Genomic DNA, 23,360 nt, shown 5'->3' with positions numbered 1-23,360 from the left:
TATTCTAAATTGTTCTTAATTAATCTGATGTTGCAGTGTTTGAATAGAAATTGAAAACTGATGCTTGAGGTGGTGAAAATCAATCTTACCCTCTAACTTGTTAGAAGAGCTGTATTGAATCTCAATGATCTTTTCACCGCCGCTATCAAAGATGGCGCGAGAATTATTTTTATCAATAATTCGCCACCTTACCTCATTTAACGATCCTTCCCAAGCGGAACTCGGCCAGAGCGTGATCATCAAGTTAAATAATACCTGTTCTGGCTGCGGTAGCGAACCTTGTAAACCGTTGAGCACTTCGGTTTGAATTTGTTCTCCATCGTAAGACAGTGAGAGTACTCTCGTCCCCCAGGATGAGAAGCCTGCCAGCACCACTTCGTTGTTGATCACTTGCAGTTGTACCGGAAGTTGCTCAGATTTGGTTTTACCATCTATTGCCCAAGAAGCCGTAATTAACTGACTGGCAGACAACTGATAGCCCAAGCTTGCGGGAGTGGGTAAGCTAACTTGGGTGTGCTCGTCAATGTCGACCTGAGGCGTCGATTGGTGAGGGACCAAGCTGCATGCACTTAAAAACAGGCTCAGTGCGAATAACGTCGCGCAGCGAAAGGCGTGATTGAAAATCATGACGTCGTTTCCTCTGTTTTAATTGCAATCGGAGAGAGCAGCCAAGCGACAAAAATACCACTTAACACCGTAATGCCAAAACTGTGAATCGCGTGAGTTTGGCTGAGTGACAGCAATCCAAATGACAACACAGTGGTCATTGCCGAAAGGGTGATCGCCAATAGTGTGCTCACACTGCGGGCTTTCTCGGCAAAGAACAGAGTATAATCGATCCCTATACCAAGAATGAGCACCAAGCCAAGCAAGTTGAACAGGTTTAATGTTGTTCCCATCGCGACAGCAGTTGCCAGACCGCACGCGCAAGCAATCAATGATGGCAGTAAAACTCGCCAACTGTGTTGCAGACCGTACCGCTTGATTAACACCAGAAAGATCACAGCACTGGCGGCTACCAATAGCTCCATGATTTTGATTCGGTATTCACCAAATAGGGCGGAGATTTCTTCTGCTTTGTTTAGGTAGACAACATCAGACTGTGATTTAGCAAATGCCTTAACAACAGCGGAGTCTTGCAATTGGTTTAACACCACAACCGTTGCCGATTTTCCTTTGATCTTACCCAAATGAAGAAAACGTACAGGCGCTGATACCGGGTTTTGCAAGTACTGCTCAACCGTAACAGGGATAAAGTCGGCGTCCATTTTGGGCTTTTTACTTAAGCCCAGCCCGGATGCAAGTGGGCTGGATTGTGTCGCGTAAAGATCGCGAATCAATTGATAGTCTTGTTGCTGACGTTCCACTGAGCTCAAGTAGCGGCTCAGGCTCTGGTAGCTTTCGATGGTGCTTTCCGCTTTCCACGCTTCTAAAGTTGGTGTCAAAGACTCCAGCTTTTTCATTAGGCTTTCGTCATCGTCGGCGGTAACGACCAACATTTGCTGCGAAGATTGCATGCCACTGAGCGTCGTAATCAAGGTTTCTTGCTGCTTGAGATCTTTCGGCATCGTTTGCAGCAGACGAATGTCGTCATCGTAGTTCAATTGCAGCAAGAAAAAGCCACTCGCAACCACACATAACATCGGTAATCCGACTTTAATTCGAGGTTGATTCCAAAGCGTTAACCATTTCGCCAACAGTGATTGTCCTGGTAAGTTCGAAATGGATCGCGATGGGTTACGAGCCAGTATCGGATACCAAGCCACCACGGTGATGTAAGCAGCAATCAGACCAATGGATGAAAACAGCGCAAGCTGCTGCAAACCTGGAAACGGTGCCACTAACATGCCCAAATAGCCGATCAAACTGGTGATTAAGCCAAGTGTGATAGCTATGAAAATATGCTTTAATCCTTGCTCGCTATCCCATTCATTTCCCGCCGCAAGACGTTCGGTTAGGTAGTGGAATGCGTAGTCGATAGACACGCCGATTAAACTTGCGCCAAACACTAAACTGAACAGATGGACTTTTCCAAAAATCCACGTCGTAACGGACAAAGCAACGAGCAAACCAATGGTGATGGAAAGCAGTGCCAGAGACAGTGGCATCACACTACGAAAGACCAACACGAGCAATGCAATGATACCGAGCAGAGAGAACACACCGATGGTACTGATCTCCGATTTGGCACTTTGCGTACCAAAGTCGGCGTAAAATAGAACGCCAGTATGTGCCACTTTAGCGCCATATTTCTGCGCGACGCTTTGCTCTAGCGCTTGAATGTCAGGGACGGCAAGCTGCCCAGTTAGGCTATAAGGCGAGTCTTTTAGCTCAGCAGTAATAAGCAAGTATTGAGCACCGTCTTTTTCGACGGACAGATAGCCGTTATCCAATCGGAAAGAGGACGATTGCTGGGTAACTTGGCTTAAATAATCACGAAATAGCAAGAAAGGATCATTTTGTAACTCTTGCCCAGTCACTCCAGAAAACGGGTTGTACAGAGACTGAATCACATGCTGCACTTGCTGTTCTGGATTTTTGCTTAAACGCTCTCGTTGTTCAGGCGTCAGCAATTGGAAACGGTGCTTAAAGTAGTAACTCGCCCAAGCTTGCTGCTCTTGAGGTGAGATTTTTCCCACCACATCGCGAAAATGATTACTTTGTCGTAACCCCTTATCAAATTCAGTGGCCGCTGCAAAAAGGGCATTTTTGTCCGGCGCTGTGATCACGAAAATGACTTTGTCGCTCATACTTGCCGAGACCGACTCAAAGGCTTGCTCAGCCACTGGGTTTTGTTGGTTCTTCGGCAACAGTTTTAAAATGTTGGTCTCAATCGGAGATTCTGCGCTCCAAACCCATTGTTTGAGTAGCAACGCGCCCGCTAAAACAACGAGATTGAGCCAAACCAGAGCAAAGGTATGAGTGCCAAGACTGAGCTTAGAAACGGAATTGAGCGTCTTCGGCATCCGTGAGTTCCTGAGGTAGAGAGGTCTGGTTCGTAAACGTGATTTCGGTCTTATCGCCACGCAGCTCTTGTAGGGTTAGGCGATCAATGTGCGTTTTACCGGAAAGAGTGATGGATTGAAACACCGCATTTAATGGCGACTGTTTTGGCACTAAAACGAGCTGCCATTGATTGTTCTCAACTGAAAAATCGAGTGTGAATTGTTCTTGCAGTGCAGAAGTATCCCCGTGGAACACGGATAAAAACACATGGCTAAAGTAGAACGCCATTGGGTTTTCTTCAGCAGAAATCGTTTTCGGAGCTTGGTCGGCAAAAGTCTGACGAAGTTTGTTTTCCGTCAATACCAAATTGACTGCGAAAGGTTCAGTTTGTTGCCACAACAAGCCATGTGTTTTGCTCAGTGTGAACTGACCTTTAGAGGTTAAAGGTTGACTAAACATTTCCAGATGACGCTGCTGCGTAAAATCTCCGCGTACGATTTCATGCTGAGACAACTGCTGTTGAAGCGATGCCAAATCCGTTACGTTTGCTGTCGGTGTGGCCAGTGCTGGAACAGAAAATATCAACAAAAAAGAGAGTAACCACTTTTGCATTAGTTCAGGCTCCCATGGTTGTGCCATTGCTCTACTTTATCTAAAAAGACTGCTGGAGAAACAAAGCACATCTCTTGCTTTTCAATGGATACGGCGACTTGCGTTGTATGCGCTTTGCACATACGTTGATTCGTTTCGGCGTCGTAAATCACGTAATCCACACGCAAGCGGTTTTCCCACTCCGTGAGTTGCGCGGTAATGCGAATGGTGTGATTAAACGGAATCGCCTTGACGTATTTAACGCGCGTGTCGATGATCGGCCACATATACCCAGAGTCTTGCATATCGCGATAGCTGTATTGGATCTTCTCCATCAGCACACGACGCGCTTCTTCAAAATACCGAAAGAAGTTGCCGTGATATATCACGCCCATCGGGTCAGCATCTTGGAATGAGGTGACCATAGTCACCTCCGCTTCTAATGGGTAGAGAACCTGCTCTTGCATTATACCTCCGCGTAGAGTGGCCAATGACGTTGCTGAATGCGTTCAATGAAATGACGCAAATCTTGTTCCAATGGGCGATCTTCAATCACAAACTCAAACTCGCTCAGCACGGCGTCACGAATTACTCGCAAACTCTGACTCATGTGGTGTTCGTCCAATTCGTTATGACGACGACGAATCTCAACCGCTTGAACGCTTGCTAGGAGTGAAGCCGCAGCAACTTGCTCTGTTAACTCAAGTACGCGTAGGCAGTCACGAGCCGCAATGGTGCCCATGCTCACTTTGTCTTGGTTGTGACATTCGGTTGAGCGAGAAAAAACGCTCGCTGGCATGGTGTTTTTCAACGCTTCTGCCGTCCAAGCTGAGATACCAATCTGAACCGCTTTAAAGCCGTGGTTGATCGGTTTACGCTCGCCTTCTGCACCGGTTAAGTTAAACGGCAGGCCGTTATTGAACTTGTAATCCATCAGTTGCGCCATCTGACGGTCCAGCAAATCAGCCAAGTTGGCAATGTTCACTTTCAACGTATCCATCGCCATTGCGATATGACCACCGTAGAAGTGACCGCCGTGGAGAACGCGCTCGTTGTCGCCATCGATAATTGGATTGTCGTTGGCACTATTTAGTTCATTCTCAATCAATTGACGTAGCCAAGGCAGTGAGTCTTGCACCATGCCAATTACGTGTGGCGCACAACGCAGCGAGTAACGATCTTGCAGTCGGTCGCTATTGCGTGGCGGACGTTCAGCATTGAGATCATCACGCAGCCAAGCCGCAACTTGCTGTTGACCAGGGTGAGGTTTTACCGCAAACAACGCTTCATCAAAGTGGAAATCGTTACCTTGCATACCCACAGAGACCATTGCGGTAATCTTGGTGCACAGCTGCGCTAGGTATTCTGCGCGTTTGTAGGCAAGACAGGCGAGAGCAGTCATCACGGATGTACCGTTCATTAACGCCAAACCTTCTTTTGGTTTTAGGCGAATTGGCTCAATGCCCAGCTCTGAAAACACTTCTTGTGTTGATCGCACATCGCCTTTGTAAAGTACTTCACGCTCGCCAATCAAGGTCGCCGCTAGGTACGACAGAGGCGTTAAATCGCCACTTGCGCCCACCGAGCCTTCCTGTGGAATACGCGGCGCAATGTCGTGGTTGATAAGCGTAACGATTTGGTTCAACAGATCGTGAGACACGCCAGATACGCCTTGCGACAATGAACATAAACGTGTTGCTAGCACCGCACGAGCTTGCTCATGAGAAAGGATTTGACCTAAGCCACAACCATGGAAGCGTGTAAGGTGCAACGGAAGTTCATCCACAAGAGCGGGTGGAATCGCCACAGTACATGAATCGCCGTAACCCGTGGTCACGCCGTAAATAACGCCTTCTTCCTTCAGTAATCGTTCCAGAAACGCCACGCCACGATCAATTTTCGCGGTAAATTCTGGCGAGGTGTTCATGTGTGCCTTTGCACCTTGAGCAATGGCAACGACATCTTCGATGGTTAAAGATTGGGCACCAAAAGTGATGTTGTGATTATTGTTGTTTGTCATGTGGCTGATTACTTAAAGTCCAGAAGTTAAAAAAGTTGTACCACTGTAACGGCGCTTGCAGTGTGTGGTGTTCTAATCTTTGTGCGTACTTTTGAACAACGCGTTCTAGTGCCTGCTGACGCTCCTTGCGTGGTAGCGTGACTTGGTCACTAAAGTGTTCAAAGTACACATTAAAATGCGGAGTGTTTGCTTCGTCGTCGCGTAGGCCGAAGAGTAGATAGACCGGCGCTTTTAATACCGAGGCTAGCATGAATGGGCCTTGCGGGAATGGGGCAGGTTTACCAAGAAAATCTGCCCAAACGACACGATTTTCTTTGCTGGTGGAAGTGCGATCGCCAACGATCACCACCCATTCGCCTTGCTCGATTTTTTGTTGAAGCAGAATCGCGGTGTCTGGTCCCATTGAGCTGACTTGGATCAGATTCAGTTCCGAATTTGGGTTTACCGCCTTCATTACCGCATTAAATTGTTCAGCGTGTTGGGTAAATACCAAGGCATTGATTTTGACATGAGAGTGTCGACGACCAAGCGCACGGCAGAGTTCGATATTGCCAAGGTGCGAGCCTAAAATGAGCACGCCTTGTTTTTTCTGCGCCATCTCTTCGAAATGATGCTGGCCGTGAATGGTTAGGTTGTCGACATTAAAGTCACCTTGCCATGCTGCCAGTTTGTCGAGCATGGTTCGCCCAAAAGAAAGCAGATGATGATAGCTGTCCAACTGTTTTGGTAGTGCGATGTTCTGCTGCGCTGCGTAGTACTGTAAGTTTTGCAGGTAAATCTCAGACGCTTCGCGGGCAGATTTACCCGTGAAGTGGTAGTAGCGCATGACTAACTTCAAAATCAGGTCGAACGTTTTTCTGCCGAACAAGCGGTAAACTGCGAGTAAGGTTTTGATGCCTAAAATTGTGCCTTGTTCTTTTCGTTTCGACCAGTGGGCATTGCTGTCGTCTGTATGACGGCGCTTTCTGGCGAGTAGTGAAGGAATGCGCGGCAACATGCCAAAAAATAGGCGAGTGTGCATCCAGCTTATCTTGACGTTATCCCACAATGCATCGAAGTGGGAAATGCCACCTTCAGGGTAGAAAACGCGCGTTGGAACAAAATCAATATCGACGCCTTCCCAGTACATTCGCACCAGAATTTCGATATCAAAATCCATGCGTTTGCCGATGTTGTACTTGTTCAACACGGCGACCGTTTTCGCCACTGGGTAGGCGCGGAAACCGCACATGCTGTCTTTGATAGACAGTGACAAGGTTTCTATCCACACCCAAATGTGCGTAGCGTAGCGACCATACAGACGGGCTTTAGGTACGTTCTCGTCGTATATCGGTTGGCCAGAAATCAGGTTATCTGGTTTTGTTTCGCTGGCGCTGAGCAATTTCGGCAATGCTTCTAGGTCGTGTTGACCGTCTGCGTCGATTTGAATGGTGTGCGTAAAACCAAGCTGGTGAGCTTGATGTAGGCCAGCCATCACCGCTCCACCTTTGCCTTGGTTTTCACTCAAACTAATCAGTTTTATCAGCCCTTGCTCACTCAACGCTGAAAGCGCTTGTTTGGTGTCTTCATTACTGCCGTCGTCCACGACCAGCACTGGCAAATCGAAAGAGGATAACGACGCAACTACGTCTGCAATTGTGCTGCCGTGGTTGTAGCAAGGAATTAAAAAGCAGGGACGGTAATCACTCACGTGACTCACCCAGTTTCATTTTGCCTGAAGAGTGAGTCACCAAGGTTTCACCGCTTTTCGATGTGTACTTAAAGGTCAATTTCTCACGCTCATTGTCCCAAGAGAGTGAGAGGCAAACGTCGGCGTTTGGCAGAATCGGCTCTTGAAATTTGATGACTTCCATTCCTTTAAATACCTTGGGAGTATTCAAATGTTGAACGGCGTAGAACAGCGCCCAATCAATTTGAGTGACGCCGGGTAAAAGAGGGAAGTGATTGAAATGACCTTGGAAATCTAAGATGTCAGCATCCACTCGCAGCGACAGCTCCGCGGTATGGTCACTCACTTCAATATTCTGAATAGTTGGTTTTCTTTTATCCATGTTACTAGCTTTATTGGAATAGTTTTTCAATTTCAGCAACTTGGCGTTTGCCTTGGCTGTTCAATGGAATTTCGTCGACCACTCGGAATTTTCTCGGGATAGCGATCGGTTCTAGCCAATTGCGCAGTGCCTTGCGAAGCTCAAGCCAAAATTTGCCTTTACCAAGTTCATTAAGCACATCGCTGCCTTGATCGTTAAGTACGATGATCGAGACTAACGTGAGGCGACCAGATTCTTCCATTGGGATCACCACGCTTTCTTGAATCCACGGCAATTGCTCTAAACGTTTTTCCACTTCGACAAGGGAAATACGCTTTTCTTCGACTTTGACGATTCGGTCAGTGCGTCCACGCAATTCAAAAGAAATACTATCATGGAAATAGCATTCATCCGCAGTTTGGTACCAAGTGTTTTCATCAATGTGTGGCGAGCGGAGCTTTAAACAATTTTCATGGTTAAGCTCGGCTTCAACACCAGGGAATAACGTCCAGGGAGTACTGGCTTCGTGCTGCTGACGGTAAGCAATGCCGCCGGTTTCTGTGCTGCCAAAAACTTCAATAGGAAGTGACCCAAACAACTGCTGGCTGTGCTGCGCCGCTTGGTTTGGCAAGGGACCACCAGAAGAAAATACGCACCGAATCGCAACCGGATTGTGCTCTTCACTGAGTCGTTTTAGTAACGCAGGGCTGCTTACTAGCGTGGTGTCAGCATCAGCGTGATGGACAATTTGCTCTGGGAACTCAAGGTTGTGTGCTGAAAATGGACGTGCAGAGCACAAAGGCCACAATACGCGGAACAGCAAGCCGTAAATGTGTTGATGAGAAACGGTGCTTTCAATGCGTGTGCTGGCAACCGTGTCGCCCCATAGGTTATCTAGAATAGAAACTTCGATATCGAGCTGTTTCAGCGTTTTTGCAATGGCTTTTGGTGTGCCGCTTGAACCCGAAGTGAATAGCGTTACCGGTATTTCCGCCAGGTTTAATTCACGCCAAAAATAAGGTTGTTTGGCCTCTGGCTCGTTAATCACGGTGGTTTCTAGCAATGATTGAGCTTCGATCAAAAGCGAGCTCACGAGTTCTGGAGCCGAGACATCGGCATCATGCAGCAACAAATCGTAGTGCTCACTGAGCTCTTTGAGTGCTTCTGGTTGGTAATTACCAGGTAATACAATGGATTTTCCTGCATAACAACAAGCAAAAAAGCCAACGGCAAACAGGTAGCTGTTGCCAAAACACAACGCAATGTTTTGCGTTGGTTGGGTTTCTAACTGCTGAGCAAGTGTTGCGACGTGCTGCTGGAAATCACCCCACGTGATAACCGTGTCGCGATCGTAAGAGACTGGGGATTGCTCAGACCTCTCTGCGATGAACAAGGTCGCTAGGGAGGTAAAGCTCGAATACGTTGTATTCATACGATTAGTGTTCCTTTCGAACAAATTGACGCACGATCCATTCTCCAGCGAACAAGCCACCAGCAAGTAAGTAGCTGATGAGGCCGTTATAAAGCGTCCATATTTTTACTGGTAGGAAACAGGTATAGAGTGCAACGGCAGCGTTGAGCGTAAAAAAGGCGCACCAAACCATCGTCACTTTGCGAGTGTAAGCCACGCCACTAGCCGGAAGGTCGGGTTCTTGCAAGCGAGCAAGCCTCTCTATGATCGATTGCGGCTGTTTTAAGCTAAGTCCAAATACGCACAGCATACATACATTGACAACGACAGGGTAAAACTGAAGCCACCCATGTTGTTTAAACACCATGCCAAGCGTAATTAGGACAATGCCAACAGCGCCCGTAACGAGCGCCAAGAACTTAAACTCTTTTAGTGGGGTCTTATTTGCGACGAAAACACGCAAAAGTAACGCAGCAATTAACAAGCCCCCAACTAAGTTCAAGCCAAATTTATCTATACCGAAATAGACGGCGAAGGGGTAGGCAAACAGTACAATTGCAGACAGACCAGTCAGCAATTGGCGCATTAACTTTCCTTCAATAACTCAGTGACAGCGTTAACCACATCGTCAACGGTTCTTACTGCACTAAACTCTGCTGGCTTGATTTTTTTGCCAGTGACATTCTGTAGGTGTACGACCAAATCAACGGCGTCAATGCTATCAAGATCGAGATCTTGGTATAAGTGCGCATCTGATTGAATGTCGGCTGCGTCAATTTCGAACAGCTCAACAAGCGCATCTTTAACTTGTTCAAATACTTGATCTTTATTTACATCAGTCATGAATATACCTACAACTTATTCATTAGTTTGAGAAGAAACGTATTTCGCTAGATTTGCTACAGACGCAAAGTGTTCGCGCGTATTTGAGTCGTCGGCATCAATAACGATGTTGTATTGTTTTTTTATTGCGAGTCCAAGCTCAAGCGCGTCGATAGAATCTAAGCCAAGTCCATCACCAAAAAGTGGTGCATCCGTTTCAATATCATCTACGGTTAAATCTTCAAGGTTTAAAGCATCAATAATAAGTTGCTTAATGTCGTTGTGTAACTGTTCCACTGGGACCTGCTTATTAATAAAAGTTTTCTGGAAAAATGTTTTCAGCTAGGTGCTGTTGTAAGCGTCGCGCCGCTATTGTCGGCGACGTAGTTTGCTTTATAAAGGGGGTAATCTCAACTTTATCCTTAACTTCAACCCTGAAAAAGGGCTTTGTTGCCGGTACTTGATACCATTTTTTCTCTTTTGTGAGGAAACTTGGCGTTACCGTAATATGGACAACTCTTAAATCTCGTTCTGTTCTTACCGCAATTTGTGCTGCACCGCGTTGTAATTTCGGCTCTACACCTGGTGTTGTTCTTGTTCCTTCAGGAAATATAAGCAACACGTTGCCTTTGTTAAATCGTTCATCACAAAGTGCTAATAAATCATCCGGTGCTTCATTGGGAATATATCCGGCTGCTTTTACGATGTGCTTCATAAAAGGATTCGACCATATTGCCGATTTTACTAAACAGTCGCAGCGATTTAATTGTGAAGCAATGAGAACGTAATCGATTAAACTAGGGTGGTTGGCAACAATTAAACAATTACGATCTTGTTGAAGAATATCGGCACCAATAATTTGATAATCGATTGCGCCACTTAGCTTCATCAATTTACAAAATGTGTTGAATGAATATCGAATCGCACCCTGAACTTTATATTCGCGTTCCGTTTGGTCTGAAACAAAAATACGAATGGTCGGAATAACAATGAAACTCAGTACTAAACCACCTAACCCAAATACTGAAAAACAAAATCCTGTTGCTAGCACACGCCAATACTGATTTAAGCGAGTCATTTTTTGTGCCATTCCCAAGCTTGTTGCGGAGCGAAAATAGTCCACTGGCTTTTATCTAACAAGTATTGTTGCAAAAATACTAAACCTTGAGGAAGAGGATGACCGGAACGTTCTGCGTTTATGGAGCTTTGTATCGCGAACTTGTCTCCATGAGAAAGTATTAAGCCAAGTCCAAACCCTTGGTATTGTTGGTTTTCATATTCTAAATAAGAGTCAGGCATAGGCTCATCAAAATCAACAAGCAGTACTTTTTTGTCAGGATTGTCGGACAAAAACAGCCATGCTTCTAATATTGCGCTTTGGAATGTGTTTTCTGCCGCAGCGATAGAAGTTAGGGGAATGGGTTGTTTAGTTGCGATAGTGGCAAGCCCTGCGGCGGTATTGTGCACCGATTGAGAAAAAGCCATCGGAGACGCCTCTTCTCCATTAATTATATCTTCAACTAGTGCGACGCTGCGATGCAGTTCACCATGACGGCTTGAAAATACAAGGTAATCAACTTGATGTTGATTAAGCATTTCGATTGCAGTTTGTACCGCCAGTTTACTGAGTGGGCTCATTCTTCTGCGCATCATCGCAGGAATATTTGCAACATTGATTTTGCCATCTTCTGGCCATTTTATCTCTGTTGCCCATTGTTTCCATTCATTGGATTCGGATAAACCGAATGAATTCGCTGTCCACGCATCAATATTGAACGAAATGTTGATCTTCGAGTTTGGCATATTGGGTTAAATTGTTTATTTTACAGCTCGATACAAATTGGGGTTGACCCAAATTCACAATAAAAAGGAAATTATCATGTCGCGTTTTAAGCTGTATGTCTCGTTATTATTAACTTTGCTTCTTGTTGGTTGTGGACGAGTACAACCTGTAATGAATGTGGAGGATACTCCAGTTGCTTATGATCTTCAAAATAAACAAGTAAAAATGGCCATAGTGCAATCAGCAACTAACCGAGGCTGGACGATCGAAGAAGTAAGCCCTGGTGTTCTTATTGCAAAAATCCACGTTCGTAACCACTCTGCAGAAGTAAAAATCCCATACAATAATAAATATTACTCAATTATTTATCTCAACTCAGTAAATCTCAAAGCAAGTGATGGCAAAATCCACCGCAATTACAATCGTTGGGTAAACAACTTGAATGTTGATATTCAGCGAGCTATTGCATTGTTGGGCAATCAATCTCAACAATAAAACTATTAATTGCAGTTAGGTTTTTCCGTGTTAAATCAAAATAATGACCCTTTTAATGCTTTTGAAGCGAAGACAGAAGCTCAGAAGTTATCTTTTGCACCAATCGTGTTCCAGACCGCCAAAACGCTTCGAGATTTAGGTATTTTAGCCGCTTTAGACAGCGCTGGCGCTCAAGGCATGAGTGCCACAGATATTGCCGAGAAAACGGGAGTATCAGAATATGGTGTTAAAGTACTGTTGGATATGGCGATTAGTGCGCATATTGTTTTATGGGAACGACCTAACTATTCGCTTGCAAACCTTGGTTTTTACCTTCTTCATGATGGTATGACGAATGCAAACATGGATTTTACGGCAGATGTTTGTTACGCCGCGATGATGCATTTGACGGAAGCAATTCAAGAAGGTAAACCGTCAGGTTTGAAAGAGTTGGGCAATTGGGAGACCATTTATCAAGGTCTATCGACGTTACCAGAACAAGCCAAACAGAGCTGGTTTAAGTTCGATCATTTCTATTCGGATCGCTCGTTCCCACTTCTGCTTAAAGAAGTATTTGCAAGCAAGCCAAAGCATCTTGTGGATATTGGCGGAAATACGGGAAAATGGGCGATTCAGTGTTGTAAACATGACCCTGACGTTCAAGTGACGATTGTTGATTTACCACAGCAATTAGAAGTAGCGATGAAGAATGTTTCAGAAAACCAGTTCGTCGAGCGTGTACGTCCATACCCTGCAAACATGCTGGATAAAGCACAAACATTGCCTGGACACGCTGACGTATGGTGGATGAGCCAGTTCTTGGATTGCTTTTCCCCAATTGAGATCCTCAATATCCTTAAAAAAGTTAAAGCCCAGTTAACGAAGGGAGATACTATTTACGTATTGGAGCTGTTTTGGGATGCTCAAAAATACGCGGGAGCTTCCTATAGCCTTAATGCCACTTCTCTTTATTTTACCTGTTTAGCTAACGGTAATAGTCGCTTTTATCGCAGTGATGATTTCTTAGAAATTGTCGAAGCGGCAGGTTTATCTGTCGTTGAAAGAACCGACAATATTGGCCTTGGTCATACCTTATTAAAACTACAAGCAAACTAAATTCAGAATGAAAACAGAGCTCAAGCAAGTTGTTGTCGTAGGAGCGGGGCCATCAGGTTCAACCGTTTCTGCCTTATTAAAATCGCGTGGCATAGATGTTGTTGTCTTAGAAAAAGCGACTTTTCCACGTTTTTCCATAGGAGAAAGCCTACTCCCTGCATGTATGGAAGTTGTTGAACAAGCAGGAATGACCAATGCAGTAAAGCAGTTTGGCTTCCAGTATAAAGATGGTGCTGCATTTCGTCGTAATGGCGTATACACCCAGTTCGACTTTACAAACAAATACACGCCAGGACCGGGCACGACGTTTCAGGTTCAACGTGCCAGCTTTGATAAAGTATTGGCAGATAGCGCTGAAGAGCAAGGCGTAGAGATTCGCTATCAGCATGAACTGCTCAATCTAGTGTTTGAAGGGAAAAAGTCTCGATTAGAAGTGCTCGACTCAAATAAGAAGGCTTATCAAATCGAAGCAGATTTTGTGTTGGATGCCAGTGGCTTTGGGCGTGTTTTGCCACGCTTGTTGGAGCTAGAAGAACCTTCTTGTCTTCCGCCTAGAAAAGCGATCTTTACCCATATCGAAGATCATATCTCTCCCCAAGAGCCGGAATACGATCGCAACAAAATTTTAATTTCAGTTCATCCTGAAAATCACGACGTATGGTACTGGCTAATCCCATTCTCTAATGGTACTTGTTCGTTTGGTGTGGTGGGTGAGCCAGAATTTTTCGAACAATACCCAGAAGATAAGATTGCAGCGTTGCAGCAGTTAGCCAATGAAGAGCCGGGTTTGGCTTCTTTGTTGCGAAATGCGAATTACCCGAATCCAGCAGGCGAGTTGGGTGGCTATTCTGCTAACGTCAAACGTTTAGCGACAGAGCACTACGCGTTGCTTGGTAATGCAGGTGAGTTTCTTGATCCTGTATTTTCATCGGGTGTCACTATCGCCATGAAATCGGCAGAGTTTGCAGCGGACTGCGTGGTTCGTCAGCTGAATGGTGAAAAGGTTGGTTGGCAAGAAGAGTACTCGCAACGCTTAATGGTGGGAGTGAACACATTCCGCACTTATGTGGAAGGCTGGTACAACGGCACGTTGCAAGATGTGATTTTCTATCAAAACCCGAACCCACGTATTAAACAGATGATTAGTGCGATTTTGGCTGGATATGCTTGGGATACGAATAATCCTTACGTAAAACAAAGTGAGCAGCGTTTGTCGACGCTTGCAGAACTGGTTCGGGAAGCTGAACTGTAAGAATATACATTCGCTTATCCGAGAATCAGTAAACCTAGGTCTTACCAAAAAATTGGTAAGACCTTTTTAATGCCTCTTTACTTTTACTTCTAGCGTGTTGGAGACACATTGACCACTTACATCGGTGTGTATCGAATTTGAGAATTTTTATGGTGACATTGATCACATCTAGAATTCCTGTTGCTGATATTTATATTAAATTTGTAGGAAATGGATTACATTCTGGGAGTGTTCCCTACATCTGGCTTCGTTGTGAAAACGGTTTATAAGCAACTGTATAAGTTAGTAAAGTTCCAAAAACTACACCAAAAAAAAGACAAGTTTCTTACCAAATCAATTCGCTTGGTGAGTTCGAGCCATCGACTACGCCAAACGCTTCCTCTACTTTCTAAAATTGTCGAAGAACATGACGCATCAACGGTCTCTTCGATTGCAGATCCCGAGAACGCGGTAGCGTGGGGAGGCAAAGTTTCTCCAGAGTTCAAATCTAAAGTCATCCGTATTAGTAAAGAGCTAAAGATCAATCCTAATCATCTTATGGCGTGCATGGCATTTGAAACTGCTGAAACTTTCAGTCCAAGCATCAAAAATGGTTCCGGAAGCGGGGCTACAGGGTTAATTCAATTTATGCCCTCTACCGCAGAGTCATTAGGAGTGAACACAAAGACTCTTGCGAGAATGAGCGCGCTTGAACAACTTGACTATGTGAAAGCGTACTATTGGCCCTATCGAAATAAAATTAATAGCTTAGAAGATGCTTACATGGCCATTCTCTACCCTGCTGCGATTGGTAAACCGCCGTCTTTCGTTTTGTTCAGACAAGGCTCAATTGCCTATCGACAGAATGCAGGTATCGACCGCCACAAAACGGGGAAAATCACGCTTAATGATGTTTCCTACAAAGTGAGGAAAAAATTAGAAAAAGGTTTGCAGCCCAATTTCCTGGGCTAAGATTGTGTCATGTTCCTAGTTTTTCGCGCATGAATCCTTCTGTTACTTCACGGGGATTCTGATACACTACGCGCCCATTTCCTCTGTTGAGACCTTTCTATGCCATTTTCTAAGCTTGGTTTAAGCGCATCGATTGCTGATGCAGTAAAAGCGCTAGGTTATGAAAAACCCACTTCTATCCAACAAAAAGCCATTCCAATCGTATTGCGTGGCCGCAATTTAATTGCAGCAGCGCAAACGGGCACAGGTAAAACGGCCAGTTTTGTTCTGCCAATCTTAGAAAAGCTTAGTCGAGGCGAAACGCAACGTAAAAAACGCGCTCGTGCGATTATCCTAACGCCAACACGCGAACTTGCGCTTCAGGTTCATCAAAGTATTGAAGCTTATGGTAAAAACTTACCATTACGCTCAATGGCGATGTTTGGTGGTGTGGATTATGCACCACAAAAACAAGCCTTGATCGAGGGTGTCGATATTGTGGTAAGCACGCCTGGGCGCTTGATTGATCTGTACGGTCAACGCGCGATTCACTTTGATGAAGTGGAAATGCTAGTGCTTGATGAAGCCGACAAAATGTTGGATATGGGATTCATCGAAGCGATCGACAAAATCGTCGACTGTATGCCAGAACATGTGCAAAGTTTGCTGTTCTCTGCGACGTTATCTAACCCTGTTCGTGACTTGGCGAAAAATGCGATTATTGATCCTGAAGAGATCACGATTGCAAAGCACAGTGCCTCAAAATCAAATATTAAACAGTGGATCACGACCGTCGATAAAGACATGAAGTCGTCGCTGCTAAGTCACTTGCTTAAAGAAAATGACTGGTCGCAAGTACTGGTATTTATTGAAACTAAACACGGCGCAGCCAAACTGGTAAGCCAACTTGAGAAACGTGGCATTGTGGCAGAAGCATTCCACAGTGGCCGTAATCAGCGTGTTCGCCAGGAATTAATAGAAAAGTTTAAAGCGGGTGAAATCCAGTACTTAGTCGCAACCGGCGTTGCTGCGCGCGGTATTGATATTGATAATCTGCCAGTTGTCATCAACTACGATTTACCTTACCCAGCGGATGAGTATGTACATCGTATTGGTCGTACAGGTCGTGCTGGCGCGAAAGGTGAGGCGATATCACTGGTTTCAAAAGACGACTTTAAGAACCTCTGCATGATTGAAAGTCGTTTAGGGCACTTGCTAGAGCGAGTGGAAATTGAAGGTTTTGCGCCAAGAAAGCCAGTACCAATTTCAATTTTAAATTACGTGCCTAAGAATAAACGTAAACCGCACGATAAGCGCGAATCAAAATAGCCAGTTTATCCCATGATCTAAAAGCCGCATTCTTGCGGCTTTTTGCGTTTTAAGGCATCCAATAATGTAGCCATCGCGACGGTTTCTATTCGGTAATGAGGAAAAAAGTTAATCAGTGTCATACGCTTAACACGTAAAGTGAATCAAGGTGCGTTAAGCTTTTGTCAATTATCTGTCCGCAGGTTTGCACAAGGTAAGGAATGGGCGCAAACTTTTTTGCTTGCTAATGAATGCATAAGATGGGGCACAAATGAAAACAGGTGATAAGCAATTCGCCGTTATTGGTCTTGGCCGATTTGGTTTGGCAGTGTGTAAAGAGTTACAAGATTCAGGCGCTCAAGTTTTAGCCGTTGACATCAACGAAGACAGAGTTAAAGAAGCCGCCAGTTTTGTTAGTCAGGCGGTTGTGGCTAACTGTACTCACGAAGAGACGGTTGCTGAGCTCAAACTTGATGATTACGACATGGTGATGATTGCCATCGGAGCGGATGTCAATGCCAGTATTCTTGCGACATTGATTGCTAAAGAGGCGGGAGTAAAGTCAGTATGGGTTAAAGCCAACGATCGCTTCCAAGCTCGTGTTCTGCAAAAAATTGGCGCAGACCACATTATCATGCCTGAGCGTGACATGGGGATACGTGTCGCGCGTAAAATGCTCGATAAACGGGTTCTTGAGTTCCACCCATTAGGCAGTGGCTTAGCTATGACGGAGTTTGTGATTGGCTCTCGTTGGATGGGTAAGACACTAAGTGATTTGGCTCTGTGCAAAGTCGATGGCGTGCAAGTGCTAGGGTTTAAACGGGGCCCAGAAATTACCAAGGCACCTGACCTTAATACCACACTAGAAATTGGTGACCTAATTATTGTGGTCGGCCCTCAAGATGCGCTCGCAAATAAATTAAAATCGCTATGACGTATTTTCATCAAAAAGGTGTTTTTTACGCACCAGATGGTAAACAAGAGAAAGCGAAAGGCAACGAACCGCGAATTATATTGCTCAGTTTTCTCGGTGTTTTACTGCCTTCTGCGGTATTGCTAACCTTGCCAGTTTTTTCTGTTACGGGCTTGTCGATAACGGATGCTTTGTTTACTGCAACGTCCGCTATTAGTGTGACAGGGCTTGGTGTTGTCGATACTGGGCAACACTTTACGCTTGCGGGTAAAATCTTGCTGATGTTTTTAATGCAAATCGGTGGGTTGGGGCAGATGACTTTGTCGGCGGTCTTACTCTATATGTTCGGCGTGCGTTTGAGTTTGCGTCAACAAGCGCTGGCGAAAGAAGCATTAGGGCAAGATCGGCAAGTCAATCTAAACCGACTAGTAAAGCGGATTGTTGTTTTCGCGCTTGTTGCAGAAACGGTCGGGTTTATTTTTCTCTCTATCCGCTGGGTCCCTGAAATGGGCTGGCAGACTGGTATGTTTTACGCCTTGTTTCATGCAATTTCTGCATTTAACAACGCTGGGTTCGCGCTGTTTTCTGACAGTATGATGAGCTTTGTGAATGATCCGTTGGTTATCTTTACACTGGCGGGGCTATTCATTTTTGGCGGGCTTGGTTTTACTGTTGTGGGTGACATCTGGCTAAACTGGCGCAAAGGTTTCCACTTTTTGCATCTTCACACCAAAATCATGCTGATTGCGACACCGATATTGCTCTTAGTCGGAACGATGATGTTTTGGTTACTTGAGCGAAGCAACCCAAACACAATGGCGTCTTTACCTGCAACAGGGCAATGGTTGGCGGCATTCTTTCAATCTGCGAGTGCGCGAACGGCAGGGTTTAATAGTGTTGACTTGGCGTTGTTTACCCAGCCGGCCTTACTGGTCATGATTGTTCTGATGTTAATTGGAGCGGGTTCCACCTCAACGGGGGGCGGTATTAAAGTTTCCACATTTGCTGTTGCGTTTATGGCTACGTGGACCTTTTTACGCCAAAAGAAACATGTGGTTATGTTTAAGCGAACCATAAATTGGCAAACTGTGACTAAGTCATTGGCAATTATCGTTGTGAGCGGAGCCATCCTGACAAGCGCAATGTTTTTATTGATGCTTACCGAGAAGGCCAGCTTTGATAAAGTTATGTTTGAAACCATTTCCGCATTTGCCACAGTGGGGCTCACCGCCGGCTTGACTGCGGAACTTTCTGAACCTGGTAAATACATTATGATCGTGGTGATGATCATTGGTCGTATTGGGCCGCTCACGCTTGTCTACATGTTGGCACGTCCTGAACCTACCTTGGTCAAATACCCAGAAGACGCCGTTCTTACAGGTTAATATAGCGTTCAACAATGGCCGCGCGACCATTACGAGCATTGATTAATAGCAGTGCTCGTACATTTATAGAATATGTGGAATGTTGCCCAGTTTTACCTACAAATTCGTAGAAGTTCATTTCTTCTTCCTTTCGTTTCGATACTATTCATTCACTCAATTTATATTCTCAGAAGCTACGCTCATAACAGCGTTTTGGAATCCGACGCTTTTGTAGTGTGACACCAAACTACGTCGTGTTATCTGAGCGAATTGATACCAGCCTTCGTCAATAGTCACTCAGTCTTACTCTATGCCCATAGGGTTACTTTGTGTTTGTTGTGCTTGGTATTAATTAACGAATCGAAAAGATGGAGTCGTACTTTGAAATTCAACACACTCGCCATAGCTATGCTAACTGCGCTTCTTGCAGGGAAGAGCATGGCAACTACTCCGCCATCACCGGTTTGGCATACTATTGCGTTGAGCGATGGTAGCTCCAGTGAGGCAATTCTACGTGGAACGGCAGATTTCCACTGGTTTGAAGATAAGCAGGGCAATGCCTTACTTCAGGAAGACGGCGTTTGGTTTTTCGCGCGGATTCAGCGCGAGTCAGACACGCCAATATTGATCTCGACAGGTGTGGTGAAAACGCAGTCGAGTGAGCCACCTGAGTCGGCGAGGTTTCGCCCGGATTTACAAGTTAAACCGCAATTATCTTCTCTAAAAACCATTGAACCGATGGCACGAAAAAACCTACTGCGTTCGGCGCAAGGTTACCAGGCGATGAGCAGTTCAACGGTGAAGCAGCAGCCCCTATTGGTTGTGCAAGTTTCGTTTGATGACCAAGCAATGGTGCATGATTTTGAGCAACGCGTATTTAATACCAATGGTCAAAGCGTTGTGGATTACTTTGATAAAAACTCTCAAGGTAAATTCAAAGTTGTTCCTGCACTTGAGAGTTACGGCACCGCCAATGACGGTGTGATAGATGTGACTGTGGCACAAAGCCACCCTAACTGTCACTCTAGTTCGACTGATAAGACATGCACCGCCAAGTTGAATGCGGTTTTCACCGAGGCTTATCAAAAACTGGATCCATACTTTAATCTTTCGGCCTACGACAGCAATCAAAATGGTACCGTAGAACCGTCAGAACTCTCTGTCATGTTTATTTTTGCGGGGGGCGATCGTTCAACAGGGGTTCTCAACCGTCCTGCGATTTGGCCGCACAAATTCTCTCACGATGATGTCACACTAGATGGTAAAAAGATCACAGACTATTGTGTGTTCGCTGACTATCAAGTTGATCATCAAGCGACGTTGGGCGTGATCGTACACGAGCTTGGTCACTTAATGCTTGGCTTACCGGATTTGTACGCAAGGAACAGTGATGCCTCGATTGGCTCTTGGGGCGTGATGGGTGGCGGTTCATGGGCGCAGAAACCGGGAGATTCATACGCTGGCGACACTCCGGTGAACATGAGTGCATGGAGCAAACACGCTGCTGGTTTTGTTGTACCAACGGTAACTCATGAAAGTCCAGCGCCTATTTCTGTGAACAACGACGATGTCAAGCTGGTGTATCTCGACCCGTATTTGAAAGAGTTTGGTCCACGTATTTACTTGGAAAATCGCACCTTTAGCGGTTACGACCGAGCATTGGCGGCTGAAGGTATTCTAGCGACGTCGGTTAATGTCCAGAACCGCTTTAATGATGTTGGCGCGATGCAGGTTCAAATCATGCAGGCTGATGGTCTGAATGAGTTAGAAAATGATGGTAGGAGTGACGCTGACGATTTATATCCTAATGGTGGCGATGTCATTTCAGATACATCGACCCCGGGTCTGAGAGCGATCACAGGGTTTGATACTGGGGTTCGTATTTCCAACATTGCCAGCAACACCAACGGTGGTAGTTTTTCTCTTGAACATACAAACGAACCAAATAAATCAGCATGGCTGAACTCTCTTCACCAAGGTTATGTGTACGCGAGTGGGAGTAACACTCTGGCGGTGTCACTGGACTTGAATAGTGATACAGAGCTTGATGGCCTTCAACTTTACGCGCAAAGAGATAGCGCTCAAAGTGACATGACTTATCGAGTTTGGCGATTCCCATTTTCGGGAAACATTGGCTATCGATTAATATTGAATCAAAACAACGCTGAGCTTTTACAGCAAGGTAACTTCCAAAAGTCATCTCGAATTTTATTCCCTCAATCAAGCCAATTGAGTGCGGGTCAGCATTTATTGGTCGTTGAATTGGAAGGCGGTCAATTTGATGCAAACTTTGACTTCGGCCGCTTGCTAAAAACTGAAAAAGCCTCCCTACCTGTAATGTGGACTGGTGATTACAGTGAGATTGGCACGTTTGGTCTAGAAAAAGCCGGGTTCTCTTATATTCCGTTTGCAGCATTATTAAATGTGGATGCGAGCAACTTGGTTGAAGCGAAATCTGATTCGTTACAAACCAATAAAAATACGCCAATCAAACTGAACCTGATGGACAATGATTTCATGGCGGTAGGGTATCAGTTCAATGTGGACATTGTGCAGAAGCCTGAGCACGGCACCATCTCTGGCAACCAGTACCAACCTGAAGCTAACTTCGTTGGTCTGGACACTTTCCAATATCGTTTGTTGTCGGTTGATGGTGCGTACTCATCTTCAATCGTGAATGTGCAGGTGGAAGTGCTTGGCAGCAACGAAGCGCCAGTGGCCGTGATTGATGTTGATAATAAAGACATGACGGTTGGGCAGCGAGTCACGTTGTCTGCGTTAAATAGTACGGATGCTGATGGTGATGTGTTGAGTTATAAATGGGAGCAGTTGGCTGGCACTTCAGTTTCTCTTGGCAATGCAACCAGTGTTAGCACAAGCTTTACGGTGCCTCAAGGTGCAAAAGCGGGTGAGGTTCTGACATTCCGTTTAACCGTGACTGATCCTAGTAATGAAGCGTCCAGTGCTACCGTCGATTTAACCATGAAAAACGCAGCGCCACTTACGCTTGCAGATACGGCGACCGTTGCCGTTGGTGAAAGTATTCTGATTGATGCAGCGAGCAATGATTCGGATGTGAACGGCGATAAACTGGTTGTAGAAAGCGTACAGAACGTAACTGGTGTGGGAAGTGCGAGTGTAGAGAATGGCAAAATCCGTTTTCAAGCACCGGATAGCCCTACTGACGGCATCAAGCTGCAATATACGGTTTCAGATGGTCATGGTGCCACTGCTACGGGGGAAGTTATCGTGACGGTTGTTGCTTCTTTGAAGACAACGACATTCAAGAACTCAGAAGGTAGCGGCAGTGTTTCTTATTGGGCTTTGATGTTACTTGCAACATTAGGCTGGCGACGTCGCGTCTAAAACGGTATTGAATTGCGGTATAAGCCACTCACATTGAGTGGCTTATTTTTTATCTGATCTATTTTGGTTTCGTTCTCATTGTCTTATGAGATGTGTTTCTCATTATTTTTAAAGCGATTTTTCTACTCTGCGGTTACCCTAGGGGCCGATTTTTATGAACTAAGGATGTTATATGTCTACCGAGGCCTTTTCTGTTTCGGAAATATGCCGAGAAGCGGCAGTGATGGTCAGAAGGAATCTACTCGCAATTGTTATTGCTTGTATTCCGTTGATTATCGTGCACTCAATTTTTGCTTTTATGTATCCTGAAATGACGGGGCAAGATCAAGCGAACGTTCAAGAAGGCAATGTCGCAGGATTTTATTTCGTCACAATTATTTTGTACCCACTTGTTGCCGCTATGGCGGCTGTGCGTGTGCATCGAATTTATTTAGCCGGCGATTACATGCACTCTGCGTTGGATGTATTTCGTTTGTCAGCTCGAGAATTCCGTTTCATAGGCTGGTGGATACTGTTTGGACTGATGATGATGCTCGTTATTGGTATCCCGATCTTTGTGTTGTCGTTTATCTACATTGCAGAAAGTGGTGAAGCCGACTTTGTTGCTATGGCTATTATCACAACGATTGCAAGCATTCCTGGCTATTGGGTAATGGCGCGATGGTCATTTGTGTTGCCAGCGACAGCAATGGATCATCAGCCGCGCAGTTTGCGTCGTTCGTGGAACCAGAGCAGACCATACAACAAACAAGTATTCATTTTGATGGGACTAATTCCATTGGGTGCGGGCTTGCTCAGTCAGCTGATCTTTAGCCACTTTACGAATCTCTTTATGTTGAGCCTCGTCGGTGTGGCCTATGGTATTTTTGGTGCGTACCAGCTGGCATTGTTATCGTTGAGCTATAAAACGGTAGTGGATATCGAACGCGCTCGTTTTGATACGCCATCACAGCCACCAAAAACGGGTGAAGAATTTTCCGCTTAACCCTTTGATCGTTTTTACATGCTACCTCCGTTTAGGAGACGGTCTGCGG

The 23,360-nt window shown here is 45.3% G+C and carries 22 protein-coding genes; 9 read left to right on the top strand and 13 right to left on the bottom strand.

The window, feature by feature from the left end; translation table 11 throughout:
* Positions 1 to 15 precede the first annotated feature (15 nt).
* The 13 genes from R7Q41_RS18500 to R7Q41_RS18440 are packed head-to-tail and all read right to left on the bottom strand — an operon-like array spanning position 16 to position 11,623.
* Positions 16 to 627, bottom strand: a complete 612-nt coding sequence (locus R7Q41_RS18500; RefSeq protein WP_213903593.1) for a DUF3261 domain-containing protein — start codon at positions 625 to 627, stop codon at positions 16 to 18.
* On the bottom strand, positions 624 to 2,966 hold the full coding sequence (locus R7Q41_RS18495; protein WP_318109093.1) for an MMPL family transporter: 2,343 nt from the start codon (positions 2,964 to 2,966) through the stop codon (positions 624 to 626). The genes R7Q41_RS18500 and R7Q41_RS18495 overlap by 4 nt, the downstream gene beginning before the upstream one ends.
* Complete coding sequence (locus R7Q41_RS18490; protein ID WP_017634795.1) at positions 2,938 to 3,558, bottom strand: LolA family protein; 621 nt, start codon at positions 3,556 to 3,558, stop codon at positions 2,938 to 2,940. Before R7Q41_RS18490 ends, R7Q41_RS18495 begins: the two co-directional genes overlap by 29 nt.
* Positions 3,558 to 4,004 carry an acyl-CoA thioesterase gene (locus tag R7Q41_RS18485; protein WP_005388315.1) on the bottom strand — a complete coding sequence of 149 codons (447 nt, stop codon included), beginning with the start codon at positions 4,002 to 4,004 and terminating at the stop codon, positions 3,558 to 3,560. Before R7Q41_RS18485 ends, R7Q41_RS18490 begins: the two co-directional genes overlap by 1 nt.
* Positions 4,004 to 5,557, bottom strand: a complete 1,554-nt coding sequence (gene hutH, locus R7Q41_RS18480) for a histidine ammonia-lyase (RefSeq protein WP_258480462.1) — start codon at positions 5,555 to 5,557, stop codon at positions 4,004 to 4,006. Before hutH ends, R7Q41_RS18485 begins: the two co-directional genes overlap by 1 nt.
* Positions 5,541 to 7,247: a glycosyltransferase family 2 protein gene (locus tag R7Q41_RS18475; RefSeq protein WP_318109097.1), complete on the bottom strand. Its 1,707-nt coding sequence runs from the start codon at positions 7,245 to 7,247 to the stop codon at positions 5,541 to 5,543. The genes hutH and R7Q41_RS18475 overlap by 17 nt, the downstream gene beginning before the upstream one ends.
* Positions 7,240 to 7,608, bottom strand: a complete 369-nt coding sequence (locus R7Q41_RS18470) for a 3-hydroxyacyl-ACP dehydratase (RefSeq protein WP_206959866.1) — start codon at positions 7,606 to 7,608, stop codon at positions 7,240 to 7,242. Before R7Q41_RS18470 ends, R7Q41_RS18475 begins: the two co-directional genes overlap by 8 nt.
* Before the next feature lie 10 nt (positions 7,609 to 7,618).
* On the bottom strand, positions 7,619 to 9,019 hold the full coding sequence (locus tag R7Q41_RS18465) for an AMP-binding protein (protein WP_206959867.1): 1,401 nt from the start codon (positions 9,017 to 9,019) through the stop codon (positions 7,619 to 7,621).
* 4 nt (positions 9,020 to 9,023) lie between these two features.
* Entirely contained in the window at positions 9,024 to 9,584 is a 561-nt protein-coding gene (locus tag R7Q41_RS18460; protein ID WP_025766967.1) for a hypothetical protein, read from the bottom strand.
* Positions 9,584 to 9,841 (bottom strand): acyl carrier protein, encoded by a 258-nt coding sequence (locus R7Q41_RS18455; RefSeq protein WP_005382279.1) that lies wholly within the window; start codon positions 9,839 to 9,841, stop codon positions 9,584 to 9,586. The genes R7Q41_RS18460 and R7Q41_RS18455 overlap by 1 nt, the downstream gene beginning before the upstream one ends.
* A 15-nt stretch (positions 9,842 to 9,856) precedes the next feature.
* Positions 9,857 to 10,117: a phosphopantetheine-binding protein gene (locus tag R7Q41_RS18450; RefSeq protein ID WP_005382278.1), complete on the bottom strand. Its 261-nt coding sequence runs from the start codon at positions 10,115 to 10,117 to the stop codon at positions 9,857 to 9,859.
* Between the two features lie 13 nt (positions 10,118 to 10,130).
* The gene (locus tag R7Q41_RS18445; protein WP_005388305.1) at positions 10,131 to 10,898 is read right to left on the bottom strand and encodes a lysophospholipid acyltransferase family protein; all 768 of its coding nucleotides are present in this window, start codon (positions 10,896 to 10,898) and stop codon (positions 10,131 to 10,133) included.
* Positions 10,895 to 11,623, bottom strand: coding sequence for a beta-ketoacyl synthase chain length factor (locus tag R7Q41_RS18440; RefSeq protein ID WP_017819930.1), 729 nt, complete (start codon positions 11,621 to 11,623; stop codon positions 10,895 to 10,897). The genes R7Q41_RS18445 and R7Q41_RS18440 overlap by 4 nt, the downstream gene beginning before the upstream one ends.
* A 76-nt stretch (positions 11,624 to 11,699) precedes the next feature.
* On the opposite strand from R7Q41_RS18440, the gene R7Q41_RS18435 reads away from it, so the two are divergent.
* From R7Q41_RS18435 to R7Q41_RS18395, 9 genes are all read left to right on the top strand, one after another.
* Positions 11,700 to 12,098: a hypothetical protein gene (locus tag R7Q41_RS18435; protein WP_205390764.1), complete on the top strand. Its 399-nt coding sequence runs from the start codon at positions 11,700 to 11,702 to the stop codon at positions 12,096 to 12,098.
* Between the two features lie 27 nt (positions 12,099 to 12,125).
* Entirely contained in the window at positions 12,126 to 13,193 is a 1,068-nt protein-coding gene (locus tag R7Q41_RS18430) for a class I SAM-dependent methyltransferase (RefSeq protein WP_005388297.1), read from the top strand.
* Positions 13,194 to 13,200: 7 nt separating this feature from the next.
* Positions 13,201 to 14,445 (top strand): NAD(P)/FAD-dependent oxidoreductase, encoded by a 1,245-nt coding sequence (locus R7Q41_RS18425; protein WP_025766964.1) that lies wholly within the window; start codon positions 13,201 to 13,203, stop codon positions 14,443 to 14,445.
* Between the two features lie 210 nt (positions 14,446 to 14,655).
* The gene (locus tag R7Q41_RS18420) at positions 14,656 to 15,396 is read left to right on the top strand and encodes a transglycosylase SLT domain-containing protein (RefSeq protein WP_017634789.1); all 741 of its coding nucleotides are present in this window, start codon (positions 14,656 to 14,658) and stop codon (positions 15,394 to 15,396) included.
* 99 nt (positions 15,397 to 15,495) lie between these two features.
* Complete coding sequence (locus R7Q41_RS18415; RefSeq protein ID WP_206959869.1) at positions 15,496 to 16,704, top strand: DEAD/DEAH box helicase; 1,209 nt, start codon at positions 15,496 to 15,498, stop codon at positions 16,702 to 16,704.
* A 250-nt stretch (positions 16,705 to 16,954) separates the two neighbouring features.
* Positions 16,955 to 17,617, top strand: a complete 663-nt coding sequence (locus R7Q41_RS18410; RefSeq protein ID WP_005388291.1) for a potassium channel family protein — start codon at positions 16,955 to 16,957, stop codon at positions 17,615 to 17,617.
* Positions 17,614 to 18,981 carry a TrkH family potassium uptake protein gene (locus tag R7Q41_RS18405; protein WP_206959871.1) on the top strand — a complete coding sequence of 456 codons (1,368 nt, stop codon included), beginning with the start codon at positions 17,614 to 17,616 and terminating at the stop codon, positions 18,979 to 18,981. Before R7Q41_RS18410 ends, R7Q41_RS18405 begins: the two co-directional genes overlap by 4 nt.
* Positions 18,982 to 19,341: 360 nt before the next feature.
* Positions 19,342 to 22,326 (top strand): M6 family metalloprotease domain-containing protein, encoded by a 2,985-nt coding sequence (locus tag R7Q41_RS18400; protein ID WP_206959873.1) that lies wholly within the window; start codon positions 19,342 to 19,344, stop codon positions 22,324 to 22,326.
* Positions 22,327 to 22,498: 172 nt separating this feature from the next.
* Complete coding sequence (locus tag R7Q41_RS18395) at positions 22,499 to 23,311, top strand: sugar transporter (RefSeq protein WP_171344882.1); 813 nt, start codon at positions 22,499 to 22,501, stop codon at positions 23,309 to 23,311.
* Positions 23,312 to 23,360: the final 49 nt, after the last annotated feature.

The organism is Vibrio sp. 2096, from assembly GCF_033339595.1.
GTDB classification, from domain to species: Bacteria; Pseudomonadota; Gammaproteobacteria; order Enterobacterales; family Vibrionaceae; genus Vibrio; species Vibrio alginolyticus.
Note: the sequence above shows the minus strand (reverse complement) of the source record. Positions and strands in the feature narration are given on the sequence as shown.